At 46.1% G+C, this 18,056-nt stretch carries 16 protein-coding genes and 1 tRNA gene; 11 read left to right on the top strand and 6 right to left on the bottom strand.

Going from position 1 to position 18,056, the window contains the following annotated elements:
- Positions 1 to 41 precede the first annotated feature (41 nt).
- The 8 genes from edeG (at position 42) to FO446_RS15875 (ending at position 11,052) form a co-directional block, all read left to right on the top strand.
- Positions 42 to 3,413 carry an edeine polyketide synthase EdeG gene (gene edeG / locus FO446_RS15910; RefSeq protein ID WP_237898494.1) on the top strand — a complete coding sequence of 1,124 codons (3,372 nt, stop codon included), beginning with the start codon at positions 42 to 44 and terminating at the stop codon, positions 3,411 to 3,413.
- Positions 3,414 to 3,456: 43 nt separating this feature from the next.
- Positions 3,457 to 4,500, top strand: a complete 1,044-nt coding sequence (locus FO446_RS15905; protein WP_173607811.1) for a BtrH N-terminal domain-containing protein — start codon at positions 3,457 to 3,459, stop codon at positions 4,498 to 4,500.
- Between the two features lie 25 nt (positions 4,501 to 4,525).
- Positions 4,526 to 4,762 (top strand): phosphopantetheine-binding protein, encoded by a 237-nt coding sequence (locus FO446_RS15900; protein ID WP_047067460.1) that lies wholly within the window; start codon positions 4,526 to 4,528, stop codon positions 4,760 to 4,762.
- A gap of 67 nt (positions 4,763 to 4,829) precedes the next feature.
- Positions 4,830 to 5,798: a 2,3-diaminopropionate biosynthesis protein SbnA gene (sbnA, locus tag FO446_RS15895; protein WP_237898491.1), complete on the top strand. Its 969-nt coding sequence runs from the start codon at positions 4,830 to 4,832 to the stop codon at positions 5,796 to 5,798.
- A 45-nt stretch (positions 5,799 to 5,843) separates the two neighbouring features.
- Positions 5,844 to 6,812: a 2,3-diaminopropionate biosynthesis protein SbnB gene (sbnB, locus tag FO446_RS15890; RefSeq protein WP_173607809.1), complete on the top strand. Its 969-nt coding sequence runs from the start codon at positions 5,844 to 5,846 to the stop codon at positions 6,810 to 6,812.
- 24 nt (positions 6,813 to 6,836) lie between these two features.
- Positions 6,837 to 7,598: a ParB N-terminal domain-containing protein gene (locus tag FO446_RS15885; protein WP_232773078.1), complete on the top strand. Its 762-nt coding sequence runs from the start codon at positions 6,837 to 6,839 to the stop codon at positions 7,596 to 7,598.
- 166 nt (positions 7,599 to 7,764) lie between these two features.
- Positions 7,765 to 10,824: a cyclic peptide edeine export ABC transporter EdeA gene (gene edeA / locus FO446_RS15880; protein ID WP_221868653.1), complete on the top strand. Its 3,060-nt coding sequence runs from the start codon at positions 7,765 to 7,767 to the stop codon at positions 10,822 to 10,824.
- Between the two features lie 154 nt (positions 10,825 to 10,978).
- Positions 10,979 to 11,052: transfer RNA gene (locus tag FO446_RS15875), tRNA-Gly, on the top strand.
- Between the two features lie 209 nt (positions 11,053 to 11,261).
- Here FO446_RS15875 and FO446_RS15870 read toward each other — a convergent pair.
- Complete coding sequence (locus tag FO446_RS15870; RefSeq protein WP_173608364.1) at positions 11,262 to 12,281, bottom strand: alpha/beta fold hydrolase; 1,020 nt, start codon at positions 12,279 to 12,281, stop codon at positions 11,262 to 11,264.
- Positions 12,282 to 12,423: 142 nt separating this feature from the next.
- Here FO446_RS15870 and FO446_RS15865 point away from each other — a divergent pair, with 142 nt between their 5' ends.
- Positions 12,424 to 13,344 (top strand): LysR family transcriptional regulator, encoded by a 921-nt coding sequence (locus FO446_RS15865; RefSeq protein WP_173608363.1) that lies wholly within the window; start codon positions 12,424 to 12,426, stop codon positions 13,342 to 13,344.
- Positions 13,345 to 13,639: 295 nt separating this feature from the next.
- Positions 13,640 to 14,557: an aldo/keto reductase gene (locus FO446_RS15860; RefSeq protein ID WP_221868567.1), complete on the top strand. Its 918-nt coding sequence runs from the start codon at positions 13,640 to 13,642 to the stop codon at positions 14,555 to 14,557.
- Between the two features lie 11 nt (positions 14,558 to 14,568).
- On the opposite strand, the gene FO446_RS15855 is transcribed toward FO446_RS15860, so the two are convergent.
- The 4 genes from FO446_RS15855 to FO446_RS15840 form a co-directional block, all read right to left on the bottom strand.
- Positions 14,569 to 15,210: a DUF3885 domain-containing protein gene (locus FO446_RS15855; RefSeq protein WP_221868566.1), complete on the bottom strand. Its 642-nt coding sequence runs from the start codon at positions 15,208 to 15,210 to the stop codon at positions 14,569 to 14,571.
- Between the two features lie 33 nt (positions 15,211 to 15,243).
- The gene (locus FO446_RS15850; protein WP_237898490.1) at positions 15,244 to 15,636 is read right to left on the bottom strand and encodes a YkvA family protein; all 393 of its coding nucleotides are present in this window, start codon (positions 15,634 to 15,636) and stop codon (positions 15,244 to 15,246) included.
- 113 nt (positions 15,637 to 15,749) lie between these two features.
- The gene (locus FO446_RS15845) at positions 15,750 to 16,733 is read right to left on the bottom strand and encodes a zinc-dependent alcohol dehydrogenase family protein (RefSeq protein WP_237898488.1); all 984 of its coding nucleotides are present in this window, start codon (positions 16,731 to 16,733) and stop codon (positions 15,750 to 15,752) included.
- 199 nt (positions 16,734 to 16,932) lie between these two features.
- Positions 16,933 to 17,142, bottom strand: a complete 210-nt coding sequence (locus FO446_RS15840; protein WP_173607803.1) for a CDGSH iron-sulfur domain-containing protein — start codon at positions 17,140 to 17,142, stop codon at positions 16,933 to 16,935.
- Positions 17,143 to 17,331: 189 nt separating this feature from the next.
- On the opposite strand from FO446_RS15840, the gene FO446_RS15835 reads away from it, so the two are divergent.
- Complete coding sequence (locus FO446_RS15835) at positions 17,332 to 17,502, top strand: tryptophan RNA-binding attenuation protein (RefSeq protein WP_069844814.1); 171 nt, start codon at positions 17,332 to 17,334, stop codon at positions 17,500 to 17,502.
- A gap of 90 nt (positions 17,503 to 17,592) precedes the next feature.
- Here FO446_RS15835 and FO446_RS15830 read toward each other — a convergent pair whose 3' ends face one another.
- On the bottom strand, positions 17,593 to 17,967 hold the full coding sequence (locus FO446_RS15830; RefSeq protein WP_173607802.1) for a DoxX family protein: 375 nt from the start codon (positions 17,965 to 17,967) through the stop codon (positions 17,593 to 17,595).
- Between the last annotated feature and the right edge of the window lie 89 nt (positions 17,968 to 18,056).

Genomic DNA, 18,056 nt, shown 5'->3' with positions numbered 1-18,056 from the left:
GCCGAACCAGGTGAGCAGAGGACCCAAGGAGGAAGAATGCAGTGAGCAAGCCATTAGGACTGAACCGAATCAAACTGAATAAACAGCAGACGGATGCTCATTCAACAGACAGCAAACCCAATCAACACGATATCGCGGTGATTGGTGCTGCTTGCCGATTCGGAAGCGCAGAAAACCCGGCAGAATTTTGGCGTCTGTTGCAAGCTGGTCAAGATTGCGTGCGTGAGCTTCCCAAAGAGCGCCAGAACGATTTGATTCCATTGTTACTCGCCAAAGGTATGACGATGGAGCAAATTCAATTTCGAGAAGCTGCCTACCTGAATGAAATTGATAAATTCGATCCGCAATTTTTCGGTCTTTCTCCGAAGGAAGCCAGTCAGATGGACCCAAATCAACGCTTATTTTTGCTGACATGCTGGGAGGCGATTGAGGACGCTGGATATGGTGGAACGATGCTCGCAGGCAGCCGTACGGGTGTATATCTGGGGTTTAGCAGTGATTTTGGTGAAGAGTATAGACGAATGATTCGAGAGCTGGAACCAGATGCGCTGTCCACCTCAATCATTGGCAACATGAAATCGGTGATCGCTTCTCGCATCTCCTACCTGTTGGATCTCAAAGGTCCGAGCATGCTTGTGGATACTTCCTGCTCCTCTTCGCTGATGGCTGTTCATCTGGCATGCCAGGCGATTCGTCGAGGAGAATGTGAGATGGCGCTTGCTGGCGGTGTCAAGCTCATCCTGCTGTCTTTACAAGATGGAAGCAATGATTTGGGGATTTTATCGCAATCTGGTCGTACTCGCCCTTTTGACAATGATTCAGACGGTACAGGTGTCGGTGAAGGTGTTGGTGCCGTTTTGCTGAAGCCGTTGGCAAAAGCTCTTGCAGACGGGGATTCGATTTATGCGGTGATCAAGGGAAGCGCGGCCAATCAAGACGGTCATTCTTTTGGTCTTACGGCGCCAAATTCACTGGCACAAGCCGAAGTGATCCAGCAGGCATGGAAAGATGCGCAGATTGATCCCCAAACCCTTTCCTATATCGAGGTGCACAGCATAGGTACCAAGCTGGGTGATCCGATGGAGATGGACGGCCTAGAGAGAGCGTTTCGCCCATACACAAGCCGACGCCAATTTTGTGGGATCGGCTCCGTAAAGACGAACATCGGTCACACCGACCATGTAGCGGGCATGGCTGGTCTTTTCAAGGTAATCCTGTCTCTTAAACAAAAGCAGATACCTCCGCATTTGCACTTCCAGCGGGCGAATCGGATGATTCCTTTTGAGCAATCTCCCATTTACATCCATGACACATTGACAGATTGGGAACCAGAACAAAGTGTACGCCGGGCAGGAATCAGTTCCTTTGGGATGAGTGGAACGAATGTGCATCTGGTTGTTGAGGAAGCGCCATCCATACAGCCCCCAAAGCAAGACGAAGGGATTCAGACTATCGCTTTATCAGCTAAAAGCAAGGAGAGCTTGCTCGACCTGTTGCTCCGCTTTCAGAAGTGGACCAGCAAGCCTGTGGAGGAACTGCCGACATTGGAAAGTCTCAGCTTTACGGCAAATACGGGCCGTAGTCACTACGGCTACCGTTTGCTGCTGATTTGCAAGGACATGGACGATTTTGCCGCAAAAATCTCCAAGCTGTGTGCGAGCGACTGGACAACACTTTCTGACCCGGATATTTTCTTCGGCTGGCACAAGGTTATTTCGCGGGAAAAAGCTGATAGAGAACCAGGGATTCTGACTGAGGCAGAACAACAAGCGATGAATAAGGCTGCTGATTCTCTTTTGCAAAAGCTTTTATTGGCGCAAAGCAAAGAGTTGTCTGATCTGAAAGAGCTCGGCGAATTGTATGTGAGCGGGGCAGATGTACGCTGGAGTGCCATGTATACGTTTAAAAAGCCGCGGCGCGTGCACCTCCCTGTTTATCCGTTTGAGCGTAAACGTTGTTGGCTGGACATTTCTTCTCTTCATTCTCTTGCTCTTGGCAAGGATGCCGGTAGAGAAAATGACAAGTTTGCACCGCAAAAATCTGGTGAAGCGAAGCTGCCAAACGTGGTGGTACGTGGGAGAAAACATGATACCTACACCGCTTTAGAGCAAGAGCTGGCTCGCATTTGGGGATATGTCCTGGGGCTTGAAGAAGTAGATGTCCATGACAATTTTTACGAGCTGGGCGGGGACTCGATCATTGCGATTAAAATGATCAGCGAAATTTCCAAGCGGATGAACCGAGAAGTAGAAGTACAAGACCTGCTTACCCATTTGACGATTTCCGACTTTGCTGCCTATCTTGATGCGGCTGGGCATGAGGTTGAACAGGTTGCGAAAGCAGAGGCAGCTGCTACTGCCGTCCAAACTGTTCAACAACGAAACACAAAATCATCGCATGGTACGCAAATCAAGCGCAGCTCGTATGCTGATGTCAGTCATTTATCCTGGCGTCAATGGAATTGTTATGATCGCGGTCTCGCTTTATTAATGGAGGAGCAGGATGCCCATCTGATTCCGTATTTTAAGCTTTTTCTCGGGTTGAAGCGCGGCTATCAGCTTGATGCCGAGGGGTACCCCTATTCGTATCGGGAACATGCTGAGGTTATGGGATATTTGTCGGATGAGGAGATGCTTTACAAATTTGGCTATCGGGTCAAACTCGTACCTGTCGCTCGTCTGGATGAATTGCATGAGTCGATCATTCGCCAATTGGATCAAGGCAAGCCAGTAATGGTTGCATTTGACGAGTACTACACCTTTTACACACCGCAATACCAGAAGGAACATACCGATCATCTCACCGTCATCACTGGCTATGACCATGAAAAGCAGGTCTATACAATCATCAATCACAATCATTTGACTCGCGGGCAAGCTCAGCGAATCCAGTACGATAAATTCTCCACAACCTATCAAACGCTTGAGGAGATTTATGCAAATATTGAGCCGCATTCTCGGCTGATCATGGTGCTCGATCGCATTTCAGATGACGAGGCAAGCTTGCGTGCGAGCGCAGAGCAGGAATTGCTGCGTTTACTAAAAGCGGTCGAGAGTAAACAACAATCTGGCCGTGAGCTTACGCTGTTGTTATCGCTTACGGAGCAGCCAGACACCTATTTTCATGAAGCCAATTTAAACGAGCTCTACGTTCAATTAGGCGGAAAAGAACTGTGCGTGGAAACATTATTGGACTGGTACATTCCACACGCAGATCAGTCTGTACGAGAATTGGCAGAGGAGATTTTACAGACATCGAATAACGCGGTGAATCGCTATGCCCTTAGCTTATACAAAGAAAAAATGTTGAAGCGATCTGATGTGGAAGCTGCTGCCGACAAGTTGAGTTCTCTCACTCGTCAATTTCTGCAACAAGTATTCGCCTTGCGTGAACGTGATTCGGATATCCGATAGTCGCATGTGTTTACCATTACGATAGACAGGGAGGAGAGTGCTCATGTCACTCGCCGAGATTCAACCGAGCAAGCATCCGAACCTGGATTGCATCGGCGCTTCTATCTTCACGGTTCTGAAATACCTGAATTTTTCCGCCTTGGAAACAGCTTGGAAGCAGTGCGGTGCCATCTATCTTAAAACGCAGGATTCTCCTTATGGAGATGTAAACGGTCAATACATGAGAACAGTCAGTGAGCTTATGTGGATACACAATATCCGCGTAGAAGGACGGGCTGAACCAGAAGACGACTTGTTTTTGGCAAATATACAAGAACGTCTGGAACGGGAGGTACCGACAATCGTCCTCTGCAACATGGCAGAACTCCCGTACAACCCTTATTATCAGGACCTGCCTGAAATGCATAGCATCATTGTCACCGGAAGAGAAGGTAACCAGCTGCTGATCGTCGATGATTACTACCGCTACAAAGGTCTGTTGTCCATCGAGCAATTTTTACAGGCGAGTAACTCTTCCTATCGGGATGCAGGTACAGGTGAATGGTATCCACTCCACAATCGTTCATTTGAATTGGTACTTTCAGATTCCCAGCATCCGACGCCTGATCAGTTACTAGAAGCGGTCAGGAGCAATCTCAGCGTACTAGAGGGACGGTGCGACATAAGTCACATCAAGCGGGAGTTGGATGTGCCCGACGATGTCAACATCGAGGTAGGGCTGAAATCCCTTGATCCTTTTCTCAAAGATGTAGAGGCTTTTCTCGCTAGCGGAGTGGAGATTACAGACGATCATCTCGATATCCTTAACCACAGCTTGATCAGCATGGCACAAACACGAGCGATGTATGCCAATGTGCTGCAAGCGATCAGTGAGAAGTACGAAAACTTTGCAAATCTTGCCGAGCTGTATCGCAGTATCGGACATCAATGGAAAATTACGACCAATATGATTCTCAAGGCTTTTGACAGTAATCGCAGTGATATGGTTCATCGCGTTCTGCAAAAAATCAGCAGCATTAAAACGCAGGAATTCGAGGCAGTCACCAAAACAAGAGAAGTGCTGGAACGGGTTGACGTTGTTGTGTAAGCATTTACCACATGGAGGGACTCATATGGAAAAGGAAAACGAAGTATACGAGACGCTCCTGCAGTTGTTTTCTGAGTACGTGAACGAAAGCGGAGAACTTACGGAGTACATTGATTCACTAACCTTTATCAAGTCGGTTGTAAAGGTTGAAAAAGAGTTTGGGATTGAATTCGATGATGACATGCTCCATTTAGAAAACTTTCAAGATATGAAAATGTTGGCAGGTTACATCCAGCAAAAAATGGATGCAAAATCCGCTTGATTCATGGAGCCAAGATAGTTTCAGTCGATTGGACGAAGACGGGAAAAAACGGGAGAGAGGGCTCAACATGCTAACGAAAATGATGGCCATAAGTCACATGATTGGCAATACGCCTTTAATCAAACTTGAGCATGAGCACATCAATCTGTTTTGCAAGCTGGAGTACAACAACCTCATGGGAAGTGTAAAAGTGAGGCCGGCCTTTTACATATTACAGGAGGCGATCAAAAGAGGAGAGATTACGCCGGATACTACCGTAGTCGAGTCTTCTTCGGGAAATTTTGCGATCGCTTTGGCGACTTTATGCAAGCGAATCGGAATTAAATTTATTCCAGTCATTGACCCCAATATTAATCCTGTATATGAGAATTTGCTCAGGGCGTTTTCCCATGAGGTCGTAAAAGTAACGGACCGTGACGAGACAGGAGGATTTCTCCTAACGCGCATCCAAACGGTCAATCGTCTGCTTAATGAGACGAAGAACTCGTTTTGGACCAACCAGTATGGAAATCCGGATAGCGCTCGAGCCCATTACTTCGGACTGGGAGCCGAGATCGCAGACAGCTTCGAGACATTGGACTATGCGTTTATCGGCGTTAGCTCTGGCGGCACGATTACGGGAATCTCGCAACGATTGAAGGAACGTTTTCCGAACATAAAGATCATTGCTGTCGACACGGTAGGATCAGTGATTTTTGGACAAGAGCCACAAAAACGTTACATCCCTGGAATTGGATCGAGCATGCGACCTGACATACTCAAGGGCGCGATTATTGATGAGGTCGTTCATGTTTCGGAGGAGGACACAGTCGAGACGTGCTATCAGCTGTACACGGAGCATGGCATTTTTGCTGGAGGATCTTCTGGGACTTCCTACTGGGCGATTAAAAATTATTTCAAAGATCAAAAGCATGCAGTCAAGCCTAATGTCGTCTTTTTATGCCCAGACGGTGGCATGCCATATGTCAATACCGTATACAACCAGGAATGGGTCCAGTGGTTGCATCAGCAAAAGCATTCTTTCGTCGGCAATTAAGCAGTGTCCAATAAATCTACTACGATAAGCAGGGTGGAATGTACGATGTTATATTTAAACACGAGTGATATTGAAAAGGTCGGCAAGAATTGGAAAGAAACCATTGATGTCATTGAACATGCCGTGAATTCCTTATATAAGGAAGATTATGCACAGCCGATTAAACCTTACTTGCGATATCATGACATGTCAAACCGCATTATTGCCATGCCAGCATTTGTAGGCGGAGATACTTATATGGCGGGAATCAAGTGGATTGCCAGTTTCCCGAAAAACCTCCAAGAGGGTATCCAACGCGCGCATTCGATTACCATCCTGAACGAAGCCAGAACGGGTAAGCCTGTGGCAACGATTAATACCGCTCTGGTCAGCGGCATTCGAACTGCTTCTGTTTCCGGTCTTCTCCTCAAGCATTACGAACAAGTACGTCCCCTGCAAAATGTAACGGTCGGAATAATCGGATTTGGTCCGATTGGCAGACTTCATCTGCAAATGGTCACGGCCTTGTTAGGAGAGAAGATCGACAAGGTGGTTCTCTATGACATTGCGGGTATCCAGCAGGAGCATATTCCAGCTGAGATAAAAGAGAAAACGGTTATCGCGCAAACGTGGGAAGAAGCATACTGCGAAGCAGATGTGTTTATTACGTGCACCGTGTCACCGCATGGTTTTATTGACAAGCAACCCAAACGTCATTCTTTGTTGTTAAATGTGTCGTTACGCGATTTTACACCAAAAATTCTTGACTATACCCGCTCCATTATCGTAGATGACTGGACTGAAGTTTGCCGTGAGAACACGGACATCGAGATCATGCATCTGGAGAGAGGATTGCAAAAAGAAGATACCAAATCCATCACAGATATCGTCTGCCTTGACCAGATGAAAGAATTTCCGCAAGATGAGCCCATCATGTTTAATCCGATGGGGATGGCGATTTTTGATATCGCCATTGCTGCCTACTATTACAAACAAGCACTCTCGCAGGGGATCGGAACTCACTTGCAAGACTAACTGGAGGTTACCATTTTGTACGATGTGCTAGCAAATCTAAAACTGGTAGAGTCATCTCGTATTTGTTTGCACGAGTCACATGAAAACAAGCGACTACACAAGACCAGACAGATCATTGAGGAGGAAGGGATTTTGCGCCATCCTCCACTGGCGATTCTCATGCAAAACGGCCAGTATTTGATCATTGATGGTGCACATCGGACCTTTGCTCTTCAAGCGCTTGGGTGCAAACATATCCCCGTACAGGTAGTGGAACATGAGGATTTTCACTTGGATATGTGGGATCATATTGTGCCAGTCGCTGCATGGTTGCAATCAGTGGAGCAAGATTCTGTGTTTCGATGGGAAACAGAGCGTTTACGAGAAACACCTGTGGCAGAAATGATGATAGGGAACAAGGAGCGATTCTACCTTTATCCAAATGAGAAGCGGCAGGATGATGAGTGGCGAATGACACTATGGCGTCAATTAGTGGACAGTTACAACTATAGCCACCCGGTGCATCGTCTGCCCACAGGGATGCTCGAATGTCCGGAGGCAGGAGCAGCCTTGATACGGTTCCCGCCAATCAGTTTGTCGGAATTAGAGCGTATCGTATCGGAAGGGCATGTTTTGCCTGCGGGTGTTACCCGTTTTGAAATAGACGGGCGTCTATTAAACTTGTGTATCCCGATTAGCCTATTGAAACAAGAGCAAATCGAGCAAGAACAGTGGGAGCGATTGGTTAAAAAATGGAGAGAAACCTTGCGCCTCTACTCGAAACCCGTGTATATGTGCGATGCCTAATAAGAAACCGTGGCGAGTTTGATTCGCCACGGTTTCTATCCAATCCCAATTTACATCACGTACTCGTTTACTTGCGGTTGCGGTCTTTCCCACAGACGCAGTGCCTAAAAAGGAGTGGATCAATCTGCAAAAGATCATAGATGAGTCGAGACGAAAACTGACGTTCTTGCTGATGTGTCTGGTTCTCGTACTATCCGGCAGTATGCCCGTGTACGCCGAAACGAGCGTACAACAGGATTCGGAAATCGCAACGGCAATTGAACAGCTGGTCAATAAAACGATGGAGTCGGAGAAAATCCCGGGTGCAGCCGTAGTGGTCGTCAAAGAGGGGAAAACCATTTACAAGCAATCGTTTGGCTACTCTGACATCCAGAAGCAAGAGCCAGTAACTGCTGATACATTGTTTGAAATCGGATCGAACTCCAAAGCCTTTACGGCGCTAGCCGTTCATCAGCTTGTCGAGCAAAAACGACTTTCACTGGACGACCCGGTTCAGAACTATATCCCGTGGTTTGGTGTTACCTATAAGGGACAGCAGGAAACGATCCTGATTAAGCATTTGCTTTACCATACCAGCGGGATTCCGTTTGAAAGCATTGGCGCCATCCCTATTTCTTCCAGCGAAAATGCAATTGAAGAAACTGTGCGAGCGATCAATCATACTGAACTGGTCCGCAAGCCGGGGACCGAGTATGAATACGCGACAATTAACTACGATATCCTGGGCTATGTGGTTGAAAAAGTCACCGGAGAGACCTATGAGCAGTATGTGCAGCAACAAGTCATTGCCAAATTGGGACTAACCCATACCTTTTTGAAGGCACAGGCACCCGCTGAGGAGATGGCAAGAGGGCACAAAATCGAGTTCTTTTCCCCGAAAGTGTACGATGCGCCGGAATATCGCGGAAATACGCCAGCCGGTTATGTCGTTTCCAATTTAAACGATATGGAGCGATGGTTGCAGCTTCAGTTGGGGATGGAGGTATCTGCGTTTCGTTCCGAGCTGGTGAGTGCTTCCCATCTTCCTGATCGTTCGGTAGCCCCTGCTGCAGACGGTTTCTCGTATGCGTCAGGCTGGATGATTTATCAGGATGGTGGAGGGCAAATTTCGCACGGTGGCAACAACCCTGCATTTTCTTCGTACATGGTATTTCGTCCAGAAGAAAAGCTGGGCGCCGTCGTTTTGACCAATATCAACTCGTTGAACGCATCTGTTATCGCAGAAGGGGCCGTCAATCTCGTACTCGGCGAAGAACCTCCCGTAGTCGTGTCTGACACCAATCTTCAAGCGGATCGACTGGCGAGCATTTCTCTCGTAATCCTTGGGATCCTCTTGTTGCTACTTGGTGGGGGAATCGTGCAGATTTTCGTGCAAGTCTATCGAGGTGAACGCAAACTCGCCGTGAATGCGGGGCGAATCTGTTTTGCATCCTTCGTTGCATTTGTTGTCATGGGCAGTGTTTTGACCGCCGCCTTATACTATTTGCCGGATGTATTTTTTATGGGCTTACCATGGCCGTTCATCGAGGTCTGGCTTCCCATCACCATTTTTTACGCCATGTACGCATTGGTGACAGGACTCGCTCTGTTTAATGTCTACATCACGCTCATCCGCTTGTTCCCGAAATCGCAAGAAACATCCATGACGTCTATTGTCATCCAGGGGCTTATCAGCGGATTTGGGAATGCGCTGATCATTTTTATGATCAATCTGGCGCTCACTTCTACGAACAAGTTTCATGCAGCGATTTTCCTGTATTTTCTCCTGGGTATCTTGTTGTATATCGTCGGGGAGAAAATGATGCGTAGCCGACTGATCGTGATTACAAATGAAATCGTATACGAAAAAAGAATGGAACTGATCCGCAAAATTTTTCGGACCCCTTATCAAAAGTACGAGACACTTGATAACGGTGAAATATATGCGGGGTTAAATAACGATACGGAAACGATCAGTACCTTTGCCAATAGTGTCGTTGTGGCACTGACGAGTGCGGTTACACTTGTGTTTTGCTTTATTTATCTGGGATCCCTGGATCTATACGGATTTTTGTTTTGTCTGGCTGTCATTTTTGTGGCTGTAGGTTTGTACACGCTGGCAGGTCGCTTTGCAAATAAAGTATGGGAGGAAACCAGAGACATCCAAAATGTGTTTTTCTCCTATATTACCGATATGATCGGAGGCTTCAAGGAGCTGTATCTGACGCAGTCGCAACGAAAAGAATTCGAAGCAGACATGGAAAGAAGCTGCTCTGACTACCGACATAAGAAATCAGCGGGCCAATTTAAGTTTGTGAACGTGTATTTGATTGGGGAATTGCTTTTCGTTGTGGTAATCGGCACAGTTGCCTTTTTATTCCCGGTTCTATTCCCTTCGCTTCAAAAAGAGATGCTGATTAGTTATGTGTTTGTCTTTTTGTATATGACAGGACCCGTTCACGGTATTTTGAATGCAGTACCGGAGCTCATTCGCATCAAGATCAGCTGGCAGCGATTGAATGCGTTGCTTGATTCGTTATCAGTGGAAACGAGAAGAGAAGAGGAAACCTTGGCTGAGCGGAACGCGCAAGATTTTGAGTCTTTTTCAACGGAACAAGTGCGTTTCCGATACAAGAACAAGGAGGGCGAAGAGTTTTCCGTAGGGCCGCTGGATTTCTCCTGCCAAAAAGGGGAAATCGTCTTCATTGTTGGCGGGAACGGTAGTGGGAAGTCAACGTTTGCCAAGCTGATTACCGGATTGTATGAGCAGGATGAGGGCGAGTTTTTCATGAATGGCCAAAAAGTGAATGCTGATCAACGGTGCGAATTCTTCTCCGCGATCTTCAGCGATTTCTATTTGTTTGAGAAGATGTACGGCATCGACTACCAAGCAAAGCAAGAAGAAGTGAGCAAATATTTAGAGGTGCTTCGCATTGCTGACAAAGTAGAAGTGGATGAAACGGGTACATTTAGCACGACGAAGCTGTCTACGGGTCAACGTAAACGTCTTGCCTTAATGCTCAGTCTGGTAAGAGACCGGCCCATTTTCCTCTTTGATGAGTGGGCAGCGGACCAAGATCCAGAGTATCGTCAATTCTTTTACGAATCCTTGTTGCCAGAAATGAAGAGACAGGGCAAATGTGTCATTGCGATCACACACGACGATCGCTACTTCCATCTTGCTGATCAGGTTGTGAAAATGGAGAGTGGGCGAATTATTTCGCAACAAACCTATGCGCATGCCTGATGCCAAACCAAGCAGAGAAGACCGAACGGGGAATGATGCCCGGGCGGTCTTTTCTTGAATGATTGGCAAGGCTCCATTTGATTGGAGACGCTAGACAAATAATTCAGACAGCTATATAATTGGAAGCAGTTGGAATGAAATGCACGAACATCATGCGGGTGTAGTTCAATGGTAGAACTCCGGCTTCCCAAGCCTGCGGCGTGGGTTCGATTCCCATCACCCGCTCCATACAAATGTTCGAAAAGCCTTTGAATACAAGGGCTTTTCTTGTTTGTACAGCAACACCAGAAAGTTCTGGTGACCTCATGTAAGATCAGAAGGGATCGTTCATTCAAAAGACAAATGTTCCCACATTACCAGTTGCCTTGACCGGGAACGCCGTTACGTGGAATACTCTGACCGGGGTCCTTACAGAACACTCGAATGCTAATAATGATCTATTCGTTTCTACTAAGCGCCAACAAGCGTTTTAGGTTGTCATCAATAAATTTATTATCGGCACTATTGATTCCGCGACCAGCAAAATGGCCCCAGATCGACTCGATAGGTTTAAAAATAGCATGAGGTATTAGCTTAGCTTCATATTCGTTATCGTCTGCCGAGCAGAAGAGATCCGTGCTCCCTGGCATGACGCAGGCAAGTGCTTTAATGCTTTTGAGCGCCTCATCGAAATCTCCGTTATAGGTCGGGTTTGCACTAATATCTGCATGTTGTCCTGTCCATAACATGGCCAGGACATTGTGCGGATCCATTTTCATAAAGCTATCTTCCCAGACGCCAGACACAAAATCTGCCAATGAGTCAAATCCCAGCCCACGATAAAGTTCATTTCTGTAAAACGCCTGCGATACACCCCATCCTGCATAGACACGGCCAACGGCGCGCATGTCCGCAGAAGTCAACTGGTTTAGTTTACTTGAATCGAAGCGGGTCGCAGCCATGAGCGGAGCTTTCATACCGTCCAGGACCACATACGTTTGGGGCCATGTCTTTGCAACTCCGGCAAAAGGTGCAATTCGTTCAACCATCTCGGGATAACTTGCCCCCCATTGGAATGCTTGAATGCCTCCCATTGACCAGCCTACAACGAGAGCGATCTTTTTGATGCCGAATTTTTCGGTCACCAGCCGATGCTGTAGTTTCACGTTGTCATAGATCGTTACCTGCGGAAAATTAGCCCGGTCGAATGGGGGAGGCGTGTTACTGGGAGAAGAAGATAATCCGTTGCCCAGCAGATTTGGAACAACAATGAAATATTTCTGCGGATCGAGTGCCATGCCGTTTCCGATCAACCATTCATTCTGAACATGCTGGTCGCCAAAAGCGGTTGGATAGACGATGACATTATCTGTCTTTTCATTTAATCTTCCATAAGTCTTATAAGCAATAAAAGCGCTCGGTAACGTAACCCCTGATTGCAAGGTTACGTCACCCAAATCAAAAATCTCATAATCCATCATATTGTCTCCCCCTTCAAAATGAAACCATACATTAAGGTTGTATTTCTTGTTGTTAGTATAGTTCTGTGATAGTCTCAGTAAAAGTGAATAAAACTCAAAGTAATATTCAATAATCTTGAAAGTAAAAGGGGATTGTATGATGGAATTGCGCCAACTGATTACGTTCCGCACGGTTGCATCAACTTTAAATTTCAGTCGGGCTGCGGAAGTGCTGAACTACGTCCCCTCCAACGTCACGATGCAAATAAAAGCATTGGAGGATGAGCTTGGTGTTCGTCTCTTTGACCGCTTGGGCAAGCAGCTCGTTCTCACAACTGCGGGAAAACGCTTTTTAACTCATATTCAAAGCGTTTTAGACAAATTGGACGAAGCTCGCAGTGTTGTTCATGACAATGAAAATGTAAGCGGGACCCTAACTGTAAGTGCTAACGAAGTTCTTTGCGCCTATAGGCTTCCAGTTGTCTTTCACCTATTTCGTTCGCGCCATCCGAGAGTTCGTCTCATCTTCCGCTCCGTTCCAAATCAACAACTCAAGCAAACGCTTTTTGAGGGAGCCGCGGATGTCGTCTTTATGTTGGACGAACCCATTCGCTCGAGCGCACTTGCAGTGGAGCCGTTGGTAGAAGAAACGTTCCGCTTTTTCGCCGCTCCAGACCACCCACTCTCGAAACTAACTGTACTGCATCTGGAAGATTTTCATGGACAAGTGTTCCTGACGAATGAGAAGGGTTGTCCCTATCGAACCATGTTTGACCGGCAATTTGAGAAAAAGGGCATTGATAGTCTTACGTATTTAGAGTTTCAAAATGCCGAAGCTATTAAACAATGTGCAATTACGGGAATCGGTATTGCCTTTCTTCCTGAAATGACAACGAAAGCGGAAGTTGAACGGGGCGAACTTGTTGCTCTTCCATGGCAAATTCCGGACTTGCACGTGTATACACAGATGTTATGGCATAAAGACAAATGGCTTTCACCAATCATATTATCTTTCATAGAAGCAACGAGAGAGGTTATCGCTATAGAGGAGGAGAATAAAAGCCGCTTGTCACTCTTTTAGAGGGATAGGCAGGCTTTTCAGGCTTTACAAAACCGGCTGTTTTTGCTTTCTGAAATCCTTAACGTTGTAGAACTCTCTTTTCTGATTCATGGCTATTCCATACCCGCAGGATTCTCAGTCTTGCGAGTTGAATAAACCAATGAGCTCTCATGATAATCCGCTTAAACAAGCCCTGCTTTCTTTGTCTGTACCTCCATTTCAACATCGAAACCTGTCCTTTATAGCACCAGTAGGGGGGAGTGTTGAAACGATTGTTTTGAAATGACACATGAAAAAATGGAATCGGAGGATTGACATGAGAACCATACCACTCGGCACGAGCAAGTTGGAAGTACCAGTCATCGCGATCGGTTGCATGAGGATTGGATCACTTGATACATCGCAAGCGGAGCGCTTCGTACAAACTGCACTTGAAGAAGGAGCGAACTTTTTCGACCATGCAGATATTTATGGAAAAGGCAGTTGTGAGGAAGTATTTGCAAAAGCAATTCAGATGAGCCCTAGCGTGCGCGAGCGTATCCTGTTGCAATCAAAATGTGGTATTCGGCCTGGCATGTTCGACTTTTCCAAAGCGCATATTTTGAATGCAGTGGATGGCATTCTCAGACGCCTAAAAACTGAATATTTGGATGTATTGCTGCTTCATCGACCAGACACGCTTGTCGAGCCGGAAGAAGTAGCGGAAGCGTTCGATCTTTTGGAAAGTATGGGTAAAGTGCGCCACTTTGGCGTTTCCAACCAAAATCCGATGCAGATCCAGCTGTTAAACAAATTTTTGAAGCAACCAATCGTTGCTAACCAGCTGCAGCTCAGCATTATGAACGCGACGATGATCTCGCAAGGCTTCAACGTCAATATGGAGAACAACTCGGCTGTGAACCGCGATGGTAGTGTACTCGACTTCTGCAGGCTGCACGATATTACGATTCAGCCTTGGTCGCCGTTCCAGTATGGATTTTTCGAAGGATCTTTCCTTGGGAACGAGAAATTTCCTGAGTTGAACAAGAAAATCGATGAAATTGCAGCTAGATATGAAGTGTCCAACACGACAATCGCCATCGCTTGGCTACTACGGCACCCGGCGAACATGCAACCTGTCATTGGCACGACGAACATCGACCGAATGAAAGATTGCGTGAAAGCAGCCCATATTCGCTTGACGCGAGAAGAGTGGCATGACATCTATCGCGCTGCCGGAAATGTGTTGCCATAGCTGTCATCCCTTTACGAAAATACCTGATCGATCTTGGCTCTGTCATAGTCTAAAATCCAATGCGAATAGCTTTCGTAAATCCCTCTGATGGTTTCAGGAGAAGTGGCTAATAAATCACAGCCTCGATCGTCATAGATGTGAAAGATAGTTTGTTTAGTCGTATTGATAAAGTAGACCCGATGAAAAATACGTGGTTGTAATCCCATATCCTGACGGCAGATCGCTTTTATCATCGGAACAAATGAAAAGTCCGATGTCTTACACTTCAAGGCGAATCGATGCGTTCGATAGGTCTTATTTTCATCGTCTTCTGGAAAAACATAAGGGATAGTGTGTTGTTGCAGCTTATACAAAAGGGATTTGTTCTTCACATACTTGGAAAAGGCATTCAATTTACGCTTGAAAGCCCCACCGTCCCCAAAATCGTTTACATCCACGACGATAAAAATGTCATCATGAGGTGCATGCAAAGACTTGAATAAAGTAATCGCTCGGCCATAAACCCCCTGTAAATAGGGACAATTTTCATAAACGTTATGGTAATCGTAGTTCACACCCAGCTCAAAACGAATTCCAATATCCCAGCTATAAAACAAGGGCGGTCTTAGCATTAACGCTGGAAATGTATGATGTAAATACTTGTGTAACGTCATCAAATCACCTCGCTCTACTCGAATGTATTTTTCCTATTCCTGTAAAAACTCCTTTTGTTTCCATTCTTTGTATAGAGTAAGGTCGCTGCTCACTTGCCGAAACACCAATCCAATGATTGTCGCGTCATCTAGTAAACCAGCAACAGGAATAAAATCTGTGATGGCGTCTATGGGTGAAACAAAGTACAAAATCCCGCCAATAATCATCAAGATGGATTTAACAGGGATTGTTCGATATTTTCCGCTCGACCAATCACCGAAAATACTAAAGAGTAGCTGTAAATTCTCCCAAACATCTCCGATCGCTTTTTTGTCAGCTTTTTTCATTGCTTTTTTTAAGAGATGAGATGCTTTTTCTTTATCGTTCAGATATTCCGAGGCTTTTGATTCATAATTTTTAAGAAACCTCTTTTCATGTCTAGCCATAGGACCTCCTATGTTTCGCCGAAGCCAAAAAAGGGCGAGAAGACGCTCATTTTTGGCTTTGGTGTTATTGAAACCACTTGTACATGACCGTTCCTAGCGTCTTTTTCTGGTGTTTACACCAAGATGACTTTCCCCGTACGATGACGGCTCTCCGCAAATTGCACGGCCTCTTTTACATCATGCAGTGCAAATTTTTCTCCAGGCTCTGCCAAAAGGAGTTTCCCATTCTCAACAAGCTTGATGACTTTCTCAAATGTATCGTGCCAGGTAGACACAGATATGCGTTGATTCCAGTGGCGCAATAAAAACAGTTGTGGGAGAACGCCAAGCTCTTTCGAGATGATCGACCAATCCACTTGAACTCCCGATAGAAGGCCTAACGACAAGAAAATCCCGCTGGCACGTGTAGACTTCGCCAGCTCTAAACCGTCTGGGCCGCCAATGGAATCAATAGACGCATGCGCACCTTGTCCGTGCGTTACACTCATGATGGCATCATAAGCCGACACACGTGAACTGTCGATGACATGCCACGCTCCGAGTTGTATCAACTCCTCGGTGTATCTTGCGTTTCGGACAATGGCGATCACCCGAAAATCGAAAAGAGCGGATAGCTGAATAAACAAACGGCCAATGGCTGAGTTGGCTGCATTGACTAACAAAACCTGCTGAGAAGACAGTTGAAGGGTCTCATTGCATATGACCCACGCAGTGATGGGGTTTATGTACAACCGACAGGCGATATCATCTGGGATCGAATCAGGAACCGCAATGGCTAGCTCTGCTGTCGTTTTTACGTATTCTTGCCACGTACCCTCACCGCGCAAAGGCAGAACACGTTTCCCGATAAGAGAGCGGGGAGCAAAAGGACCTGTATCAATTACGGTACCAACCCCCTCATACCCGGGAATGGCGGGAAGGTTGATACGATGCTTGTAAGCACCACGAATTGGAATGACATCAGAAGGATTAATGGGACGTGCGCTCATTTTTACTAAAATTTCATCTTGCTTCAAAGGTTCAATCAGTCGTTGTTCGACCTTCAATACTTCATGGGGCTCGCCAAATTGATTGTAACGTACAACTTGTGCATACATGGTTGTGGACTCCTAACTTTGTCAGCCATAACTGACGAAGGAAAGTTCTTCGCCATTGCGTATGGGATCGGAATGTCTTTATCATAGGCTTTTCGCTTTCAGAATGCTTTTCAAAATTATACCAATAGTTCGAGGAGGAAACAATTTGACATAAAAAGCGATGGATAAAAGAAAAAGAGCGCATCTGCGCTCTTTCGGATCATGCTTTTGCTCGTGGTGCACTTTCAAAGCCTACTTTTTTATGCGTGCCATCACAGAACGGTTTTTTCTCGGATTGACCGCATCGACAGAGTGAAAAAGATGAACCGACATCATACTTGTCACCTGCGCCATCCAGCAACTCAACTTCACCGGTAACACGAATTGATCCATTGTCGTTAATCTTGATGGTTACTTTTTCTTGATCCACATGTCATCCCTCCTTTTTTACTATCTTTACCTACTATGATCCCGGGCAGAAGGGTATGTGGAAATATTTGCATCTCTACATAGGAAGAGCCTGCCACAGCGAAAGTGAACTTGCTGGCAGAACATGACGAATTCGTGTTAAAATAAGGACAAGGTACGGTTATTTTTAGCAGGGAAAGGGTTATGCCTCATGACGATTTCGATGGATGACTTAGAGCAATCCTGCTGGGAATGCGAAGGCAAGGGGATTCTTGTGAATGAAAACAAGCAAGAGGAATCATGCCCAAAATGCCAAGGTAAGGGAGCAATTCTTACCGCACAAGGTCAGACCCTACTACACTTTATAAAAAAGCATTTGTAAACGAACGAGCTCGAAGAAAAAACGGGAGGCCGTCAGATCCTCATTTGGTAAAGGAGGGGGAACTGGCGGCCTTTTTAGTGAGTCATAAAATTAAATTGACGAAGCACGATTCGGCTGTTTTTTGCTACCACTCTGGCGACCGATCAGCAAGAAAACAAGGAATAAGACAAGCGGAATCGCTACAGTAGATGTGTCACCATGTAAAAGAAGAGTGATTGTAGCACCCAGCATAATCACTGCGAGCACGTAGGCGGCGTAACGTGTATACTTTTTCATCAGTAACCCTAGTCCGCCGAGCACTTCTCCTAAACCGATCACAACTTGAAACCAAGAGGGAAACCCGAGTGCTTGGAAAGCAAGTGTTGCCTCTGGATGTCCTATCAGCTTGTAAATACCAGATGAAACGAACATCAGGCACAACCCTACGATCATTACCCATTTTGCAAAAATACGCAGACCTGTCATACTGAAATCCTCCAATCGTTTCGTTGATGGATTCAGTATAAATCGTTCATTATGACATCTTTTGTCATATAGCTAACGGAACGTTCTGC

The sequence above is a fragment of the Brevibacillus brevis genome, assembly GCF_022026395.1.
In the GTDB taxonomy this organism is placed as follows: domain Bacteria; phylum Bacillota; class Bacilli; order Brevibacillales; family Brevibacillaceae; genus Brevibacillus.
This window is presented reverse-complemented; position numbering and strand designations above follow the sequence as displayed.

Excerpts from the sequence above, each read along its gene's own strand:
- FO446_RS15905 (WP_173607811.1), top strand. The coding sequence starts at position 3,457 with ATGTCACTCGCCGAGATTCAACCGAGCAAGCATCCGAACCTGGATTGC.
- FO446_RS15900 (WP_047067460.1), top strand. The coding sequence starts at position 4,526 with ATGGAAAAGGAAAACGAAGTATACGAGACGCTCCTGCAGTTGTTTTCT.
- sbnA (WP_237898491.1), top strand. The coding sequence starts at position 4,830 with ATGCTAACGAAAATGATGGCCATAAGTCACATGATTGGCAATACGCCT.
- sbnB (WP_173607809.1), top strand. The coding sequence starts at position 5,844 with ATGTTATATTTAAACACGAGTGATATTGAAAAGGTCGGCAAGAATTGG.
- FO446_RS15870 (WP_173608364.1), bottom strand. The coding sequence starts at position 12,281 with ATGGATTATGAGATTTTTGATTTGGGTGACGTAACCTTGCAATCAGGG.
- FO446_RS15865 (WP_173608363.1), top strand. The coding sequence starts at position 12,424 with ATGGAATTGCGCCAACTGATTACGTTCCGCACGGTTGCATCAACTTTA.
- FO446_RS15860 (WP_221868567.1), top strand. The coding sequence starts at position 13,640 with ATGAGAACCATACCACTCGGCACGAGCAAGTTGGAAGTACCAGTCATC.
- FO446_RS15855 (WP_221868566.1), bottom strand. The coding sequence starts at position 15,210 with ATGACGTTACACAAGTATTTACATCATACATTTCCAGCGTTAATGCTA.
- FO446_RS15850 (WP_237898490.1), bottom strand. The coding sequence starts at position 15,636 with ATGGCTAGACATGAAAAGAGGTTTCTTAAAAATTATGAATCAAAAGCC.
- FO446_RS15845 (WP_237898488.1), bottom strand. The coding sequence starts at position 16,733 with ATGTATGCACAAGTTGTACGTTACAATCAATTTGGCGAGCCCCATGAA.
- FO446_RS15835 (WP_069844814.1), top strand. The coding sequence starts at position 17,332 with ATGACGATTTCGATGGATGACTTAGAGCAATCCTGCTGGGAATGCGAA.
- FO446_RS15830 (WP_173607802.1), bottom strand. The coding sequence starts at position 17,967 with ATGACAGGTCTGCGTATTTTTGCAAAATGGGTAATGATCGTAGGGTTG.